The following is a 14,983-nucleotide window of genomic DNA, read 5'->3' on the forward strand; positions in this document are numbered from 1 at the left end:
CCCTGCCGTGCGGCCCGGGTCAGGCGGGGTCGTTGGCCTCCCGGAGCAGGGCGGAGATCCGCTGGCGGGTCACGCCGAACATCGCCGCGATCCGGTTGATGCTCACGTCCTCGGCCTGCAGGGCGGCCGCCTGCTCCCGCCGCCAGGCGTGCCCGGCGGTGGAGAGGGTGGCCAGCACGGAGCTGATCCGCTCCACGACCAACGGTCGCGGCTCCGAGCCGACGACGTCCTGCCAGGTCCGGCCGGACGCGCGGGCCGCGAGCAGCGTCTCGGCCCGCGCCTTCGCCTGCTCGAGCTGGGCGGTGCAGGAGTCCAGCTCGGTGAGCAGTGTGCGCAGGGCGGTCGTGGCGGCGTCGTCGGACGGTCCGCCGGTCTCGGTCACGCCGTCGGCCCCCTCGGGCGTCGGTGCAGGGAGCCGGTCGGCTCGCGAGGTCGGTTGCAGACTACCGGACTGAACGGTCCTTGCGTGCAATGACCATGACATGCAATGGGCATTACAGGCAATGGGCATTGCGCTTCGCGACCTCCGGTGGGAGGGTGGCGCTCGCCGGTTGCGCACAACCGGAGTCCGGCCTGTCGAGATGAGCCCCGTGTCCTCCTTCACCGCGAGCGTCGACCTGCCGCCGCAGCCGAGCAGTGTCCCGCTGGCCCGGCGTCTGGTGCGGGAGGTGCTGGCGACCTGGCAGGCGCCGCAGGACCGGGAGGACGCCGAGCTGCTGGTCACCGAGCTGGTGGCCAACGTCGTCGACCACGCCGGTGGTGACGTTCTCTCGCTGGAGCTGAGCCTGGCCGGCCCCGTGCTGCGGGTCGGCGTGCGGGACGGCTCCGCGGTGATGCCGGTGATCCGGGAGCTGTCGCTCACCGAGGAGCGGGGCCGGGGGATGCGGCTGGTCGCGGCCATCGCGGAACGGTGGGGGTGCGAGGCGCAGGGCACCGGGAAGCGGGTGTGGTTCGAGCTCCCGCCCGCCGGGGACCGGGGTGCCCGGGCTGCCGCGGGTTTGCCGCCCGGGCAGGGCGGGGACGGTCCGGGGGACCGCGACCGTCAGACGAAGGAGTCGTCGCATGAGTGAGCCGACCAGCCACACCGAGCCCGCCGGGCAGGGCCTGTCCGACGAGGAGATGGTGGAGACCGTCGCCGGGCAGACCGACAGCGCCTCGGAGAACGCCGACGAGGCCGGCAAGGACTGGAACGGCGAGGCCGCGGACGCCCCGCAGCCGGACGCCGCGACCGACCCGACGGCCTAGTCCTCCCGCGACGCCGTCCTCGTTCCTGCCGGGTCCAGGACGGCGTCGCGCGCGGCACCCCAGCCGGCCCACACCATCGGGGCCAGCAGCGCGATCAGCAGCACCAGGGGCCAGGTCCACCCGCTCGTCGCATCGTGCAGGGCCCCCAGCACCACCGGGCCGGTCGAGGCGACCAGGTATCCCAGGCACTGGGCCACCCCGCCCAGCCGGGCGGCCACCAGCGGGCTCGGGCTGCGCAGCACGATGAGCGTCAGCGCCAGGGCGAACCCGCCGCCCTGGGCGACGCCGAACACCGCGACCCAGAGCAGCGTCCCGCTGGCCGGGGCGAGCAGCAGCCCGCCCAGCCCGACGGCGTACGCGGCCAGGACGCCGACCACCAGGGGCCGCTGGGCCGCCATCCGGCCGGCGGCGGCCGGGATCAGCAGTGCCCCGAGCGCGCCGGTGACGTTGGAGGCCGCCAGCAGCAGCCCGCCCTCCCGCACCGGCACCCCGGCGTCGGCCAGCAGGGTGGGCAACCACGCGGCGAACGAGTAGAACTGCACGCTCTGCAGGCCGAGGTAGGCCGTCACCTGCCGGGCCAGCGGCTGCCGCAGCAGCGACCACGAGCTGGCCTCCGGCGGCGTCGTCCGGGTGCCGCGGACCCCGGCCACCGGCAGCCAGAGCGCCAGCGCCGCCACGGCCAGCACCAGCCAGGAGGCGAGGGCCACCCGCCACTCCGCCCCCAGCGCCGCGCCGATCGGCACGGTGAGCCCCGCGGCGGCGGCCGCGCCGACGTTCAGCGACGCGGAGTAGGCGCCCATCACCGCGCCGGGCCGGGTGAACTCCCGTTTGACGTAGGCCGGCATCAGCACGTTCGCGATGGCGATCGCCGCGCCGGCCACCAGGCTGCCGGCGTAGAGGAGCGCGACCGGGGGCAGCAGCCGCAGGGCGATGCCCGCGGCCAGCAGCACGAGCGAGGCGGCCACCGCCGTCTCCAGGCCGATCCGGCGGGCCAGCCGGGGGGCGAGCGGGGCGAACGCGCCGAAACAGAGCACCGGCAGCGCGGTCAGCAGACCGGCCAGCGCACTGCTCAGGCCGGTGTCCGCCCGCAGCTCGCCCAGCAGTGGGGCCACCGCGACCACGGCCGGTCGCTGGTTGAGCGCGACCACGACGATCGCCGTGACCAGCAGCAGCACCGCGCCCCGCGAGCGGACCCGCGGTGCGGCGACGTCGGTCACCACCCCACGGCCCCGCCCCGGTGCGGACGCGGCCGGTCGACCGTCACCCTGCGGGGGTGAGCATCCCGGCGCCGACGGTCGCGTTGGTCGCCTCGTCGATCAGGATGAAGCGGCCGGTCACCCGGTTGCGGTGGTAGTCGTCGACGAACAGCGGCTGGGTGGTGCGCAGCCGCACCCGGCCGATGTCGTTGAGGCCCAGGCCGGTCGCATCGGTCTCCCGGTGCAGGGTGTTGACGTCCAGCCGGTACTGCAGCTCCTTGACCATCGCGCGCACCGTGCGGGTGGTGTGCTTGACGGCCAGCCGCATCCGCGGGGTCAGCGGCGCGTCGGCCATCCAGCAGACCAGCGCGTCGAGGTCCTGGGTGACGTGCGGGGCGTTGTGCGGGCGGCAGATCATGTCGCCGCGGGAGACGTCCAGGTCGTCGGCCAGCCGCACGGTCACCGACATCGGCGGGAAGGCCGCCTCCACCGGGCCGTCCGGACCGTCGATCGCGGTGATCGTGGTGGTCAGCCCGCTGGGCAGCACCTGCACCTCGTCGCCGGGGCGCAGCACGCCGGCGCCGACCCGGCCGGCGTAGCCGCGGTAGTCGTGGAAGGCGTCGGACTGCGGCCGGATCACGTACTGGACCGGGAACCGGGTGTCGACGAGGTTCCGGTCGCTGGCCACGTGCACGTGCTCCAGGTGGTGCAACAGCGAGGTGCCCTCGTACCAGGGCATGTGCGTCGACCGGGTCACCACGTTGTCGCCCTGCAGCGCGGAGATCGGGACGACCGTGAGGTCGGGCACCTCGAGCTTGGTGGCGAAGGCGGTGAACTCGTCGCGGATGCCCTCGAAGACGTCCTCGGACCAGTCGACCAGGTCCATCTTGTTCACCGCGACCACCAGGTGCGGCACCCGCAGCAGGGAGGCGAGGAAGGCGTGCCGGCGGCTCTGCTCGACCATCCCCTTGCGGGCGTCGACCAGCACGATCGCCAGGTCGGCGGTCGAGGCGCCGGTGACCATGTTGCGGGTGTACTGCACGTGCCCGGGGGTGTCGGCGAGGATGAACGTGCGCCGCGGGGTGCTGAAGTACCGGTAGGCGACGTCGATCGTGATGCCCTGCTCGCGCTCGGCGCGCAGCCCGTCGGTGAGCAGCGCGAGGTCGACGTAGTCGCCGCGGCTGGCCCGCTCGATCGCCGCGTACTGGTCCTCGAACACGGCCTTGCTGTCGTACAGCAGCCGGCCGATCAGCGTGCTCTTGCCGTCGTCGACCGAGCCGGCGGTGGCGATCCGCAGGATGTCCCGGCGGGTGTTCACCAGCTCGGCGACCGCGGCCTGGTGGTCGACGTGCGGGGTGGGGGCCTCGGCGGAGGTCATCAGGCGGCCTCTTCCCTGTCTCGTGGGAGGTCGTGCTGGCGGGCGGCTCCGTGAGGGCGGAGGCTGGGCCCCACGTCCACGGAGAGGGAACGGTGTTCGTCTTCGCTGCCGCAGTGCCCGCGCTGATGGTCGTGGTGCTGGGCTACGTCGTCGGCTACGTCGTCACCGAGTGGGCCAGCGGTCTGCTCGGCTCGGCGTTCGGCGCGCCGCTGGGCCCGGGCGTGCCCGAGGTCGTCGGCTGGCTGACCGGGCTGCTGCTGCTGGGCGTCGTCGTCCGGGTGCTGGTCGACCGCCGCCGGCGCCTGCGACGCGCGCTGCGCCGGGCCCGCCTCCGGGGACGGCAGGCGGAGGTCGAGCGGCTGGAGGCCGCGCTGGCCGCGCGTGCTCGCCGCCATCAGAAGTAGCCCTCCTTCTTGCGGTCCTCCATGGCGGCGTCGCTGACCTTGTCGTCGCCGCGGGTGGCGCCGCGCTCGGTCAGCCGGGTCACCGCGATCTCGGCGATGACCTCCTCGACGCTGCTGGCCGTCGAGCGGACGGCCGCGGTCAGGTTGGCGTCGCCCACGGTGCGGTACCGGACGCTCTCCCGGAGCACCTGCTCGCCGTCCCGGGGCGTGATGAACTCGTTGACCGCGTAGAGCATCCCCTGGCGGTCCACGACGTCCCGGTCGCGGGCCAGGTACAGCTGCGGGATCGCGATCTCCTCCTGGGCGATGTAGCCCCAGATGTCCAGCTCGGTCCAGTTCGACAGCGGGAAGACCCGGATCGACTCGCCGAGGTGGGTCCGGCCGTTGTAGAGGTCCCAGAGCTCGGGGCGCTGGTTCTTCGGGTCCCACTGGCCGAACTCGTCACGGAAGGAGAACATCCGCTCCTTGGCCCGCGCCTTGTCCTCGTCGCGCCGCGCGCCGCCGAAGAGGGCGGTGAAGCCGTGCTGCTCGACGGCGTCCAGCAGCACCGGGGTCTGGATCCGGTTGCGCGAGCCGTTCGGCTCCTGGCGCACCGTGCCGGCGGCGATGGCGTCGGGGACCGAGGCGACGACCAGCTCCACGCCGAGCTCGGCGACCCGCTTGTCCCGGAACTCCAGGACCTCGGGGAAGTTCAGCCCGGTGTCGACGTGCATCACCGGGAAGGGGATGCGGGCGGGCGCGAACGCCTTGCGGGCGAGCTCGAGCATGACGATCGAGTCCTTGCCGCCGGAGAACAGCAGCACCGGCCGCTCGGACTCGGCGGCCACCTCGCGGATCACGTGGACGGACTCGGCCTCCAGCGTCTGCAGCTGGGTGAGCCGGTGGTCGGCGGTGGACACGCTGTCGAGCTCCTGGGGACGACGGTAGACGTCGCCGGACGGCGACGCGATCAGTGGGGCAACCTCATCGACGTGATGGGGATTCCCGGCACCAGTGTCCGGCATGGCGTACCCGGGCCCGGCGGCCGGGCGGCTCAGCCGGTGGCGCCGGGCCGGTCGACGACCGCGGTGGCGTCCCCGGGCCGGCCGGGCGGGGTCGGCCGGCCGGCGGCATCGGTGATCGCGGCGAAGTAGGCAGCGGCCTGCTCCGGCCGGGGCGTCACGAACATCCCGTGCGCCTGCACCAGCGGCTGGTCGGGGTCCGCGGCGAGCGCGATCGTCCCGGTGACCGTGGTCCGGCGGCCGGCGCTCTCGCCGACCGCCGCGCGCAGCACCAGTGCCGTCTCCAGCGGCACCGGACGGCGGTAGTCCAGCTCGAGCCGTGCCGTCATGCCCCAGCGCCCGGCAGCGATGGCCGCGGCGCCGAGCAGCTGGTCCATCATCAGCGCGCTGATCCCGCCGTGCACGTAGCTCGGCGGGCCCTCGTAGGCCAGCCCCAGCGCCACCTCGGTGGTGACGCCGTCGCCCTCGCGCCGGATGACCAGGGGCGGGGCCAGCGGGTTCCCGACGCCGCTGACCGGGTTGAAGACCCGGCGGGACTGCCCCGGGTCGTCGAGCGCCGGCAGCTGGTCGCGGCTGCGGCGGGCGGCCGACAGCCGGGCGGTGACCTGCCGGACGGCGACGGCGGCCGACCGCAGTTCGGCGGCCGGGACCGTCGTCGTCACCGTGCTGCCGACCAGCTCGCGCAGGGCGCTGCCCAGGTCGGTGACGGCAGCCAGCAGCTCGGCCTCGGACGCGGTTCCCTCGATCGTCACCCGTGGATTGGACCAGTCGGTCCCACGGCCGGGTCAGGAGGGGCCCGGCTCCTGGTCCGGGGTCTGGGCCGGAGGGCCGGAGCGGGGCAGGTGGACGGCGAAGGTGGCGCCCTCGCCGGGGGCGGTGCGCAGCTCGACCCGGCCACCGTGCGCCGCGACCAGCGCGGCGACGATCGACAGCCCGAGGCCGGTGCCCCCGGCAGCCCGGGTCCGGGAGGAGTCGGCCCGGTAGAACCGCTCGAACACCCGGTCCGCGTCGGCCGGGGCCAGCCCGGGCCCGTCGTCGCCGACCTCGAGGACGAGCCAGTCGGGCGCGGCGGGGTCCTCGGCCACCCGGACGGTCACCCGGGTGCCGGCGGGGGTGTGGGTCAGCGCGTTGGTGACCAGGTTCCCGATCACCTGGCGCAACCGGGCCTCGTCGCCGCGCACCACGGGGACGTCGGTGAGCGAGGGGTCCAGCTGCAGGACGACCGGCCGGTCGGGGGCGACGGCGCGGGCGTCGTGCACGGCGTCCCCGGCCAGCTCGGCCAGGTCGACGGGCGCCAGGGCCAGCGGCCGCTGCTGGTCCAGCCGGGCCAGCTGCAGCAGGTCCTCGACGAGCAGGCCCATCCGGGTCGCCTCGGACTCGATCCGCTGCATGAGCCGGCCGGTGTCCTCCGGGCCGTGGACCGCGCCCTGGCGGTGCAGCTCGGCGAAACCGCGGATGGAGGTCAGCGGGGTGCGCAGCTCGTGGCTGGCGTCGGCGACGAACCGGCGCATCCGCGCCTCGGAGGCGACGGCGTGCTCCTCGGAGGCCTGCTGCGCGCGGAAGGAGCTCTCGATCCGGCCGAGCATGCCGTTGAGCGCCAGCGACAGCCGGCCGACCTCGGTCCGGTCGTCGCCGTCGGGCACCCGCCGGGACAGGTCGCCGGCGGCGATCGCCTGGGCGGTGTGCTCGACCTCGACCAGCGGCCGCAGGCTGTTGCGCACCATCAGGTGGCCGGCGACGCCCAGCACCGTGAGGACCAGCAGCCCGACGACCAGCTCGATCCGCACCAGCCAGCCCAGGGCGTCCTCGTCGGCGGAGAGGTCGACCCCCACGAGGAGGACGAAGTCCTCGCTGAAGGGGGTGGCGGGCACCCGGGTCGCCCCCACCCGCCAGTTGGTCCGCCCGTCCTGGGCGGTGGCGGTGAAGATCCGCGGCCCGTCGACCGACGCCGGGTCCAGGTCGCCGACGTCGGGCAGGTCGCCGTCGTCCGGGGGGCCCGTCGCGACCGTCAGGGTGCCGTCACCGGCGCCGAGGTCGGCGCAGGCGATGTACTGGTCGCTGCGGGGGAACCGCATCTCGCCCTGGGTGCAGTACTGGATGACCTGGAACGGCTCCCCCGCCACCCCTTCCAGCGTCCTGGCCAGCTGGGCGTCCTGCTGGTCGATCAGGTAGTCGCGCATCAGCGAGGTGGCGGCGAAGCCGGTGGCGGTGAGGGCCGCGGCGACCAGGGTGACCATCAGCGCCACGAGGGTGATCCGCAAGGGCACCCGGGGAGGAGGACGGCGGTCGGTCGTGCGGGCCGGGACGTCCGGGGACGGCGCGGGCTCCACCGGTGCGCGCCGGACGGTGGCGGTCACGAGCCGCGGGGCAGCCGCAGGGAGTAGCCGACGCCGCGCAGCGTGTGCAGCAGCCGCGGCTCGGTCGTGTCGATCTTGCGCCGCAGGTAGGAGATGTAGGACTCGACGACGTTGGCCTCGCCGTTGAAGTCGTAGTTCCACACGTGGTCGAGGATCTGCGCCTTCGACAGCACCCGGCCGGAGTTGGTCATCAGGTAGCGGAGCAGCTTGAACTCCGTCGGCGACAGGCTGACCAGCTTGCCGGCCTTGAGGACCTCGTGGGACTCCTCGTCGAGCTCGATGTCGGCGAACGTCAGCCGCGGCGCCTCGGTGGCCTGCGGCACGCTCTGCGTCCGGCGCAGCACCGCCCGGATCCGGGCGAGCACCTCGTCGAGGCTGAACGGCTTGGTGACGTAGTCGTCCCCACCCAGGGTCAACCCGGCCACCTTGTCCTCGGCGGCGTCCCGGGCGGTCAGGAAGAGGACCGGGGTGTTCGTCCCGTTCTGACGCAGCCGCCGGACGACGCCGAAGCCGTCCATCCCGGGCATCATCACGTCCAGCACCAGCAGATCCGGGTGGAACTCGTCGGCGATCGACAGGGCCTGCTGCCCGTCGGGTGCGGTGGCGACCTCGAAGCCGGCGTAGCGGAGGCTGGCCGAGAGCAGCTCGCGGATGTTCGGCTCGTCGTCGACGACGAGGAGCCGGGCCTCGGGCCGTCGGGCGCCGGGCGCCGGTGAGCCGGAGCTGATGGTGGACACGTCCCCTCCCGATGGACCCTGCGGCGACGTCGTCATCGCTCCAGGGTTCCGCTGGCGGCTGCGGCTGTCCTGGACGCTACCTGTGAGGAGCCTGGGTGTCCGGCCGTGGGGACCGGCGAGGCGTCAACCGGCCGGGGACATCGCGCGGCCGGCGCGCCAGTAGCCGATGGCGTGGTGCTGACCCCGGCGCAGGCCCCACCGGCCTCGCAGGTCCGCGCGCACGGCGCGGACGACGGCCGATTCGGCACCCACCCAGGCGAAGAGGTCCTCACCCGGTGGACGGGACAGCGCCGCGACGGCGTCGACCAGGAGGGTGCTCGCCTCCGGCGCCGTCCCGGCCCGGTGCAGCCAGCGCAGCTCGACGCCGGCCGGTGCGGCCAGCGGCTGCTCCTCCTGCGGGCCGGCCACCTCCAGCAGGGCCACGCCGCGGGTGTCCGGCGCGGCCGCCGCCAGGATCCGGCTGATCGCGGGCAGCGCGGTCTCGTCGCCGGCCAGCAGCAGCCAGCCGGCGGGGGAGGCGCCCAGGGGTGCGGCGCTGGCCAGGCCGAGCACGGCACCGGGCTGGGCGGACGCCGCCCACGAGGCGGCCGGGCCGTCGCCGTGCAGCACGAAGTCGACGTCGATCTCACCGGCGCTCGGGTCCTGCCGTCGCGCGGTGTAGCTGCGGAGGGCGACGCCGTGGCTGCCCTGCGGCCAGACGATGCGGCCGTCGCGGGCCACCTGCGGCCAGCGCGGGGACCGGTCGTCGGGGCGGGGGACCAGCAGCGACATCGTCGGGCCGCAGGCGGCGACCACGGCGGCCGACGCGGTCAGGGTGACCCGGCGGACGGCGCGCGTCACGTCCTGCACCGAGGTCACGCGGAGCACGTCGACCGGGCGGACGGCGGGGTCGGCTGCCCCGGCGCCGGGCTCGGCTGCCGTGGGGGCGGGTTCCTCGATCGGTGCCACGGGGACCGACCCTAACGGGGCCGGCCCGGCCGGCCCCGGGGGAATGGGGCCAGCCGAGCCGGCGATCGTGGACGAGGACCTCACCCAACGTGACCAGTTGATCGCACTGATCAGGGAAGACGTCGTGTGCGTCCCGTCGAGTCAGCACGCTACGTGACGATCGCGCCGTCGGCACCACCGCCTGGTCGGAGATGCCCCGAACGAGTGACCGCCGTCGGGTGGCAGGGGGCGGGTCGTCGCGCGCCGGCCCCCGATGTGTGCGGTCGCGCCGCCACGGGCAGGCACACCGGACCGACGGTGCGAGAGGGAGGCCTGACATGGCGGAGGAGTTCTCGAAGGGCGACCACGTGAGCTGGAAGAGCCACGGCGGGACGGCCGAGGGCACGGTGAAGCGGAAGATCACCGAGGACACCGAGGCTGCCGGGCGCACGGTGCGCGCCAGCTCCGACGACCCGCAGTACGAGGTCGAGAGCGAGAAGAGCGGGGGCACCGCCGTGCACAAGCCCAGCGCACTGGAGAAGGACTGAGCGGCGCGGCGACGCCCGCACGGAGGAGGAGAACGTGAGCGAGTCCGACGCCGGCTTCACCGGGAGCCGCAGCAACAAGCACAGCCCGCGCCTCGACGAGGAGCTCGAGCACGAGGTGCAGGGGATGATGAAGGCCGAGCGGGCCACCCGCTCGGAGGAGTGGCGCGAGGTGGAGCCGGTCGGGGAGGACCAGCCCGACATCGACGCCGACCCGGCCGGCACGCTGGTCGGCGGGGTCCCGCAGGGGATGGACGCGGATGCGGTCGTGGCCCGGGCCGAGCTGTCCCGCTGGCTGGACCGGGCGGACTTCCCGAGCACCGGCCCGGAGCTGGTCGAGGCCGCCCGTGACCACCGGGCCCCCGACGTCGTGGCCGACGAGCTGTCCCGGCTGCCCGAGGGGCAGGTCTACGAGCGCATCGGGGACGTCGTCCGGGCACTGGGCTACCCGACGGAGACCTGATCCCCGATCTGATCGACCAGCGACCGGCGTCGCCCCCGCGGGGCGGCGCCGGTCGCTGCGTTCAGGAGGAGGAGGACTCCGCCTCGGCCTCCTCCTCGGCGATCTCCTCGGCGCCGCGGCGACGGAACAGCCGTGAACCGGGGAAGCCCTTCACCACCTGGCGCATGTCCTGCACCGTCTCCACCAGGGTGTGCACGTCCGGTGCGACGTCGCTCATCGTCAGCAACACCGGCAGCACGTCCTCGTCGAGGTGCACCACCAGGTCGGGGAGCCGGTCGACCAGCGTGATGATCGCGGTGACCTCGTCGGTGTGCAGCTCCTCGGCGAACCGGGTCAGCGACGGCGCCAGCGCGGTCAACGCCGGGCGGTAGGCGTCCAGCAGCGGGGAGATCGCGGCGAGCATCGCCTCCGCGCGGGCCAGCGTCCCGTCCGCGGCGCCGGCCGTGCCCGAGACGGCGGTCAGGAGCGCCTCGGCCGCATCGGTGGACCGGCCGATCCGGGCGACGGACTCGTCCGCGGCGTCGTTGGTCACCCCGATCCGGGCGACGGACTGGTCGGCGGCGTCGTTGGTGACCCCGATCCGGGCGACGGCGGCGTCCGCGGCGTCGTTCGTGACGCCGATCCGTGCGACAGCTGCGTCGGCCGCGTCATTCGTCACCCCGATCCGGGCGACGGACTCGTCCGCGGCGTCGTTGGTCACCCCGATGCGCGCAACAGCGGCGTCGGCAGCGTCGTTGGTGACGCCGATCCGGGCGACGGCGGCGTCCGCGGCGTCATTGGTGACGCCGATCCGGGCGACGGCGGCGTCGGCGGCGTCGTTCGTGACGCCGATCCGGGCGACGGCTGCGTCGGCGGCGTCGTTCGTGACCCCGATGCGCGCAACAGCGGCGTCGGCAGCGTCGTTGGTGACGCCGATCCGGGCGACAGCGGCGTCGGCGGCGTCGTTGGTGACCCCGATCCGGGCGACGGCGGCGTCTGCGGCGTCGTTCGTGACGCCGATCCGAGCCACGGCCGCGTCCGCGGCGTCATTCGTCACCCCGATACGTGCCACCGCGGCGTCTGCCGCTTCGTTGGTGACGCCGATGCGTGCGACGGCGGCGTCCGCGGCGTCGTTCGTGACGCCGATCCGGGCGACGGCCTCGTCGGCGTGGGCGCGGGTGACGTCGATGCCCGCGACCGCCACCTCGGCCCGGTCGGCGATGCGCTCCATCCGGTCGACCAGCACCCCGACCCGCTTCAGCAGCTGTTCACCCTCACTGAGCGCCCCCACCACCCGGGGCAGCAGGGCGAGGGCCTCGGCGACGCCGTCACGGAGGCCCTCGGCGGCGTGCAGCACGTCCGACGGGCCGGGAAGAGGCAACTTCACGGGCCAGACGCTACGTTCCGGTGGGTCAGCCTGCCGGTCGAGAGCGCTGTTCCGGGCGACCCGATCCGCCACCGTCCGCGCGTCCGCCCGGCCTGGTGGCCCACCGCCCGTATCGTGGAACGGTCGCGCTGGCGGCGGTCTCGGCCGTCCCGGGGCGCAGGACGACCGCGCAGCGAGCGACTGCGGACAACGACGATGGGATGTCGACGCCGGTGGCGGACCAGCCGACGCGGGACGGGGACGACCGCGGTCCCCGCCGCGGCGACCGACCGGCCGGCGCGGTCCCCCCGGTGCGCGGGGGCGATGCGGGCGCTCCCGGCGCAGACGGCCCGGCCGCGCCGCTGACCGTCGCCGAGCTGCTGGCCCGCTCCGGTACGGGGGTCCGCCGGCGACGGGCCGAGCGACGGGAGGCCGGTGAGGTCACCGGCCGTCAGCCGCCGGTCGACGATGCGGGGACCCCGCTGTGGCAGCCGGCACCTGCCCGGGGTGACGGGCCCGCCCGGTCGGCCCCCTCGGACGAGTTCGGGGCCCGGGGTGCACGGCGGGACCGTCCGGAGCCGTCCGTCGTGCCCTCGCCGCCGGTGCTGCCGACCGGCTGGCAGCCGGCGATGCCCGGACCGGCCGCCGAGCCGGAGCCCGCCACCCCGGCCGAGGAGCCGGAGGTGCGGGCCGCCCGCCCGCCGGCCGCGCCCCCCGGCTCGCCCGCGCCGGCACCGCCCGCCGCGCCGCGGGCCACGCCGATGGCGGGCCGTCGTCCCCCGGTCCCTGCCTCGGCGCCGGCCGAGCCGGCCCCTGGTCTCCCGCGGAGCTCGGCGCCACCCGCCGATCGCGGCCAGGCCGCGCCGCCTCCGGCCGCGACACCGCTCGCGCCGGTGCCCCCACGGCCGGTCCCCCGTGCGACGCCCGGAGCCGTGCCGACCCCGCCTGCGGCAACGGCTCCGCCCACGCCTCCGGTACCGCCCGCGGCGCCTCCGCACCGGGCGGCCGCGGCACCTCCGCCGCCGCGGACCGCGAGCCCGCCCTCCGCGCCACCGCAGTACTCGGTGCCGGTGCCCGGGGTGCGCCGCAGCCTGCCCGTCCCGCCGATCCCCGGCCGCGACGTGCCCCTGGTCCCCGGGGGTGCCACGGTCGCCGACCTGCCGGCGTCGCGTCCACCGGCCGGCCCGGTCCGCCGTCGGCTGACCCGGGTCGCCCTCGCGCTGGTCGCGCTGCTCGGCCTGGTGACCGTCTACTACGTCGGCCTCTACTTCTACGTCGACCGCGGGATCGACCGGGTCGACGCGCTGGTCACCGACGGCCCCGAGGTGCTGGCCCCGCAGCTGCAGGAGACCTCGTCGACCTACCTGGTGGTCGGCACCGGCTCGCCCGGGGACACAGAGCTGGCGGCGATCAGCCCCGTGCTCGCGCACGTCTCCGGCGACGGCGAGCAGGCGGTCCTGGTCAGCCTGCCCCCCACGGCGCTGACCGACACCCCGGTCTGCCGGACGGCGGACGGCGACCTGCGCCAGGCCATGACGGAGCCGTTCGCCGCCGCCCTGCTCGACGGGGGACCGTCCTGCCTGGTCCGGTCGGTGCAGCAGCTGACCGGGCTGCGGGTCGACCACTACGTCGCCGTCGACCTCGCCCGGCTGCCCGGCATGGTCGAGGCGCTCGGCGGGGTGCCGGCCTGCCCCGGCGCGGGCGGCGAGCGGCTGGCCGGTGCGGACGTGGCCGGCTACCTGCAGCCGACCGGTCCCGACGTCACGGGCGCGGCGGCGGCGGAGCGTGAGCAGCGCGTGCTGGTCTCGGCGCTCGACTCCGCCCTGACGGGCAGCACGCTGGCGGACCCGCTCACCCTGACCCGTTTCCTGTCCCGCGCCGGCGATGCCCTCACCGTGGACGGCGCGACGACGCTGGGCGACCTCCGGGCCTTCGGGGCCGCCCTGGGCGACCTGCCGGTGGACGCCGTCCAGCGCACCGGGCTGCCGGTCGCCGAGGTCGGCCACGTGCCCAGCGGCAGCGACCAAGCGGTGGTCGTCATCGACGCCACCGCGACCCGGCAGCTGTTCGACGCGGTCATCGACACAGGGGAGCTGCCCGACCCGGCCGGCGAGGCCGTGGCCGGTGCGGCGCCGACCGACCCCGCGCTCACCGAGCCGGCGGCCGCAGCCGACCCGGTCCCCGCAGGGACGACGGTCTCGGTGGCCCCGGCCGGGGTCACGGTGGACGTGCTGGACGGCTCCGGTGCCGGGCGCACGGGTGAGGTGGCCGACGGCCTGGCCGCGGCGGGCTTCCGGGTCGGTGCCCGGGGGGTCGAGCCGGCCACCGTGCAGCGCACCGTCGTCCGGTACGGCCCGGCCGCGCTGGAGCCGGCGCGCACGGTGGCCGCGGCCGTGCCCGGGGCCGTCCTGGTCGAGACCGACCTCGTCGGCACGGCGGTGCAGCTGGTCGTCGGGCCGGACTTCACCGGCCTGGCCCCCGTCGACCTCGGCACACCGGTGCCCACGACAGCGGCCCCGGACCCCGCTGTCGCGGAGGCCGGGGCCGCATCGTCCTGCAGCTGAGCGGGACCGCCGCTCAGCGGGGCATCACCCGAACCGGCCGGAGATGTAGTCCTCCGTCGCCTTCTCGTCGGGGTTGCTGAAGATCTTCTCGGTGGGGTTGTACTCGATCATCCGGCCGGGCTGCCCCACGCCGTTGAGGTTGAAGAAGCCGGTGAACTCGCTCACCCGCGCCGCCTGCTGCATGTTGTGCGTGACGATGACGATGGTGAACCGCTCGCGCAGCTCGTTCATCAGGTCCTCGATGGCGAGCGTGGAGATCGGGTCCAGCGCGGAACAGGGCTCGTCCATGAGCAGGACGTCGGGCTCGACGGCGATCGCCCGGGCGATGCACAGCCGCTGCTGCTGACCGCCGGAGAGCCCGGAACCGGGGCGGTCGAGGCGGTCCTTGACCTCTTCCCACAGGTTGGCGCCGCGCAGGGACCGCTCGACGAGGTCGTCCATGTCGGACTTGCTCATCTTGCGGCTGTTGAGGCGCAGCCCGGCCGCGACGTTGTCGTAGATCGACATGGTCGGGAACGGGTTGGGCCGCTGGAACACCATGCCGACCTGCCGGCGGACGCTCACCGGGTCGGAGTCGGCGCCGTAGAGGTCCTGGCCGTCCATGACGACCTTGCCCTCGACACGCGCGCCCGGGATGACCTCGTGCATGCGGTTGAGTGCGCGCAGGAACGTCGACTTGCCACACCCCGAGGGCCCGATCAGCGCCGTGATCGTGCGTGGCTCGACGGAGACGTTGACACCCTGGACGGCGAGGAAGTTGCCGTAGTAGATGTCGAGGTCGGAGACCTCGATGCGCTTGGCCACGGGTGTGGTCCCTTCCT

General features: G+C 75.0%; 16 protein-coding genes. 6 read left to right on the forward strand and 10 right to left on the reverse strand.

The window, feature by feature from the left end; all coding sequences use genetic code 11:
- Positions 1-19: 19 nt before the first annotated feature.
- Positions 20-382, reverse strand: a complete 363-nt coding sequence (locus FB380_RS09225; RefSeq protein WP_166754812.1) for a hypothetical protein — start codon at positions 380-382, stop codon at positions 20-22.
- Between the two features lie 199 nt (positions 383-581).
- Here FB380_RS09225 and FB380_RS09230 point away from each other — a divergent pair, with 199 nt between their 5' ends.
- Together FB380_RS09230 and FB380_RS09235 are read left to right on the forward strand one after the other, a co-directional pair.
- The gene (locus FB380_RS09230) at positions 582-1,070 is read left to right on the forward strand and encodes an ATP-binding protein (RefSeq protein WP_208382804.1); all 489 of its coding nucleotides are present in this window, start codon (positions 582-584) and stop codon (positions 1,068-1,070) included.
- A complete protein-coding gene (locus FB380_RS09235; protein ID WP_166754813.1) occupies positions 1,063-1,245 on the forward strand; it encodes a hypothetical protein in 183 nt (60 codons plus the stop codon). Before FB380_RS09230 ends, FB380_RS09235 begins: the two co-directional genes overlap by 8 nt.
- On the opposite strand, the gene FB380_RS09240 is transcribed toward FB380_RS09235, so the two are convergent.
- Both FB380_RS09240 and FB380_RS09245 read right to left on the reverse strand, forming a co-directional pair.
- Complete coding sequence (locus FB380_RS09240) at positions 1,242-2,462, reverse strand: CynX/NimT family MFS transporter (protein ID WP_208382805.1); 1,221 nt, start codon at positions 2,460-2,462, stop codon at positions 1,242-1,244. The genes FB380_RS09235 and FB380_RS09240 overlap by 4 nt on opposite strands.
- Before the next feature lie 43 nt (positions 2,463-2,505).
- Positions 2,506-3,819, reverse strand: coding sequence for a sulfate adenylyltransferase subunit 1 (locus tag FB380_RS09245; RefSeq protein ID WP_229681843.1), 1,314 nt, complete (start codon positions 3,817-3,819; stop codon positions 2,506-2,508).
- Between the two features lie 92 nt (positions 3,820-3,911).
- Between FB380_RS09245 and FB380_RS09250 the strand changes: the two genes are divergently transcribed.
- Positions 3,912-4,223: a hypothetical protein gene (locus tag FB380_RS09250; RefSeq protein ID WP_229681844.1), complete on the forward strand. Its 312-nt coding sequence runs from the start codon at positions 3,912-3,914 to the stop codon at positions 4,221-4,223.
- On the opposite strand, the gene cysD is transcribed toward FB380_RS09250, so the two are convergent.
- The 5 genes from cysD to FB380_RS09275 form a co-directional block, all read right to left on the reverse strand.
- Entirely contained in the window at positions 4,214-5,122 is a 909-nt protein-coding gene (cysD, locus tag FB380_RS09255; RefSeq protein ID WP_166754814.1) for a sulfate adenylyltransferase subunit CysD, read from the reverse strand. The two genes, FB380_RS09250 and cysD, sit on opposite strands and share 10 nt — an antisense overlap.
- Positions 5,123-5,256: 134 nt before the next feature.
- Positions 5,257-5,976, reverse strand: a complete 720-nt coding sequence (locus FB380_RS09260) for a PaaI family thioesterase (RefSeq protein WP_166754815.1) — start codon at positions 5,974-5,976, stop codon at positions 5,257-5,259.
- Positions 5,977-6,009: 33 nt separating this feature from the next.
- On the reverse strand, positions 6,010-7,581 hold the full coding sequence (locus FB380_RS25950) for a sensor histidine kinase (protein ID WP_229681845.1): 1,572 nt from the start codon (positions 7,579-7,581) through the stop codon (positions 6,010-6,012).
- The gene (locus FB380_RS09270) at positions 7,578-8,318 is read right to left on the reverse strand and encodes a response regulator transcription factor (protein ID WP_229681846.1); all 741 of its coding nucleotides are present in this window, start codon (positions 8,316-8,318) and stop codon (positions 7,578-7,580) included. Before FB380_RS09270 ends, FB380_RS25950 begins: the two co-directional genes overlap by 4 nt.
- A 123-nt stretch (positions 8,319-8,441) precedes the next feature.
- Positions 8,442-9,266: a siderophore-interacting protein gene (locus FB380_RS09275; RefSeq protein WP_229681847.1), complete on the reverse strand. Its 825-nt coding sequence runs from the start codon at positions 9,264-9,266 to the stop codon at positions 8,442-8,444.
- Between the two features lie 317 nt (positions 9,267-9,583).
- Between FB380_RS09275 and FB380_RS09280 the strand changes: the two genes are divergently transcribed.
- Together FB380_RS09280 and FB380_RS25955 are read left to right on the forward strand one after the other, a co-directional pair.
- Positions 9,584-9,793, forward strand: coding sequence for a hypervirulence associated TUDOR domain-containing protein (locus FB380_RS09280; RefSeq protein WP_164703215.1), 210 nt, complete (start codon positions 9,584-9,586; stop codon positions 9,791-9,793).
- 34 nt (positions 9,794-9,827) lie between these two features.
- Positions 9,828-10,253 (forward strand): DUF2795 domain-containing protein, encoded by a 426-nt coding sequence (locus tag FB380_RS25955; protein ID WP_166754816.1) that lies wholly within the window; start codon positions 9,828-9,830, stop codon positions 10,251-10,253.
- Between the two features lie 61 nt (positions 10,254-10,314).
- On the opposite strand, the gene FB380_RS09290 is transcribed toward FB380_RS25955, so the two are convergent.
- Positions 10,315-11,619, reverse strand: coding sequence for a hypothetical protein (locus FB380_RS09290; RefSeq protein ID WP_166754817.1), 1,305 nt, complete (start codon positions 11,617-11,619; stop codon positions 10,315-10,317).
- A gap of 1,049 nt (positions 11,620-12,668) precedes the next feature.
- On the opposite strand from FB380_RS09290, the gene FB380_RS09295 reads away from it, so the two are divergent.
- Complete coding sequence (locus FB380_RS09295; RefSeq protein ID WP_229681848.1) at positions 12,669-14,162, forward strand: LCP family protein; 1,494 nt, start codon at positions 12,669-12,671, stop codon at positions 14,160-14,162.
- A 24-nt stretch (positions 14,163-14,186) separates the two neighbouring features.
- Here FB380_RS09295 and pstB read toward each other — a convergent pair whose 3' ends face one another.
- Positions 14,187-14,966, reverse strand: coding sequence for a phosphate ABC transporter ATP-binding protein PstB (gene pstB, locus FB380_RS09300; RefSeq protein ID WP_166754819.1), 780 nt, complete (start codon positions 14,964-14,966; stop codon positions 14,187-14,189).
- Positions 14,967-14,983: the final 17 nt, after the last annotated feature.

Origin of the sequence: Modestobacter marinus (assembly GCF_011758655.1) — a bacterium.
Taxonomy (GTDB): Bacteria; Actinomycetota; Actinomycetes; order Mycobacteriales; family Geodermatophilaceae; genus Modestobacter; species Modestobacter marinus.

Excerpts from the sequence above, each read along its gene's own strand:
- FB380_RS09235 (WP_166754813.1), top strand. The coding sequence starts at position 1,063 with ATGAGTGAGCCGACCAGCCACACCGAGCCCGCCGGGCAGGGCCTGTCC.
- FB380_RS09280 (WP_164703215.1), top strand. The coding sequence starts at position 9,584 with ATGGCGGAGGAGTTCTCGAAGGGCGACCACGTGAGCTGGAAGAGCCAC.
- FB380_RS09230 (WP_208382804.1), top strand. The coding sequence starts at position 582 with ATGAGCCCCGTGTCCTCCTTCACCGCGAGCGTCGACCTGCCGCCGCAG.
- FB380_RS09245 (WP_229681843.1), bottom strand. The coding sequence starts at position 3,819 with ATGACCTCCGCCGAGGCCCCCACCCCGCACGTCGACCACCAGGCCGCG.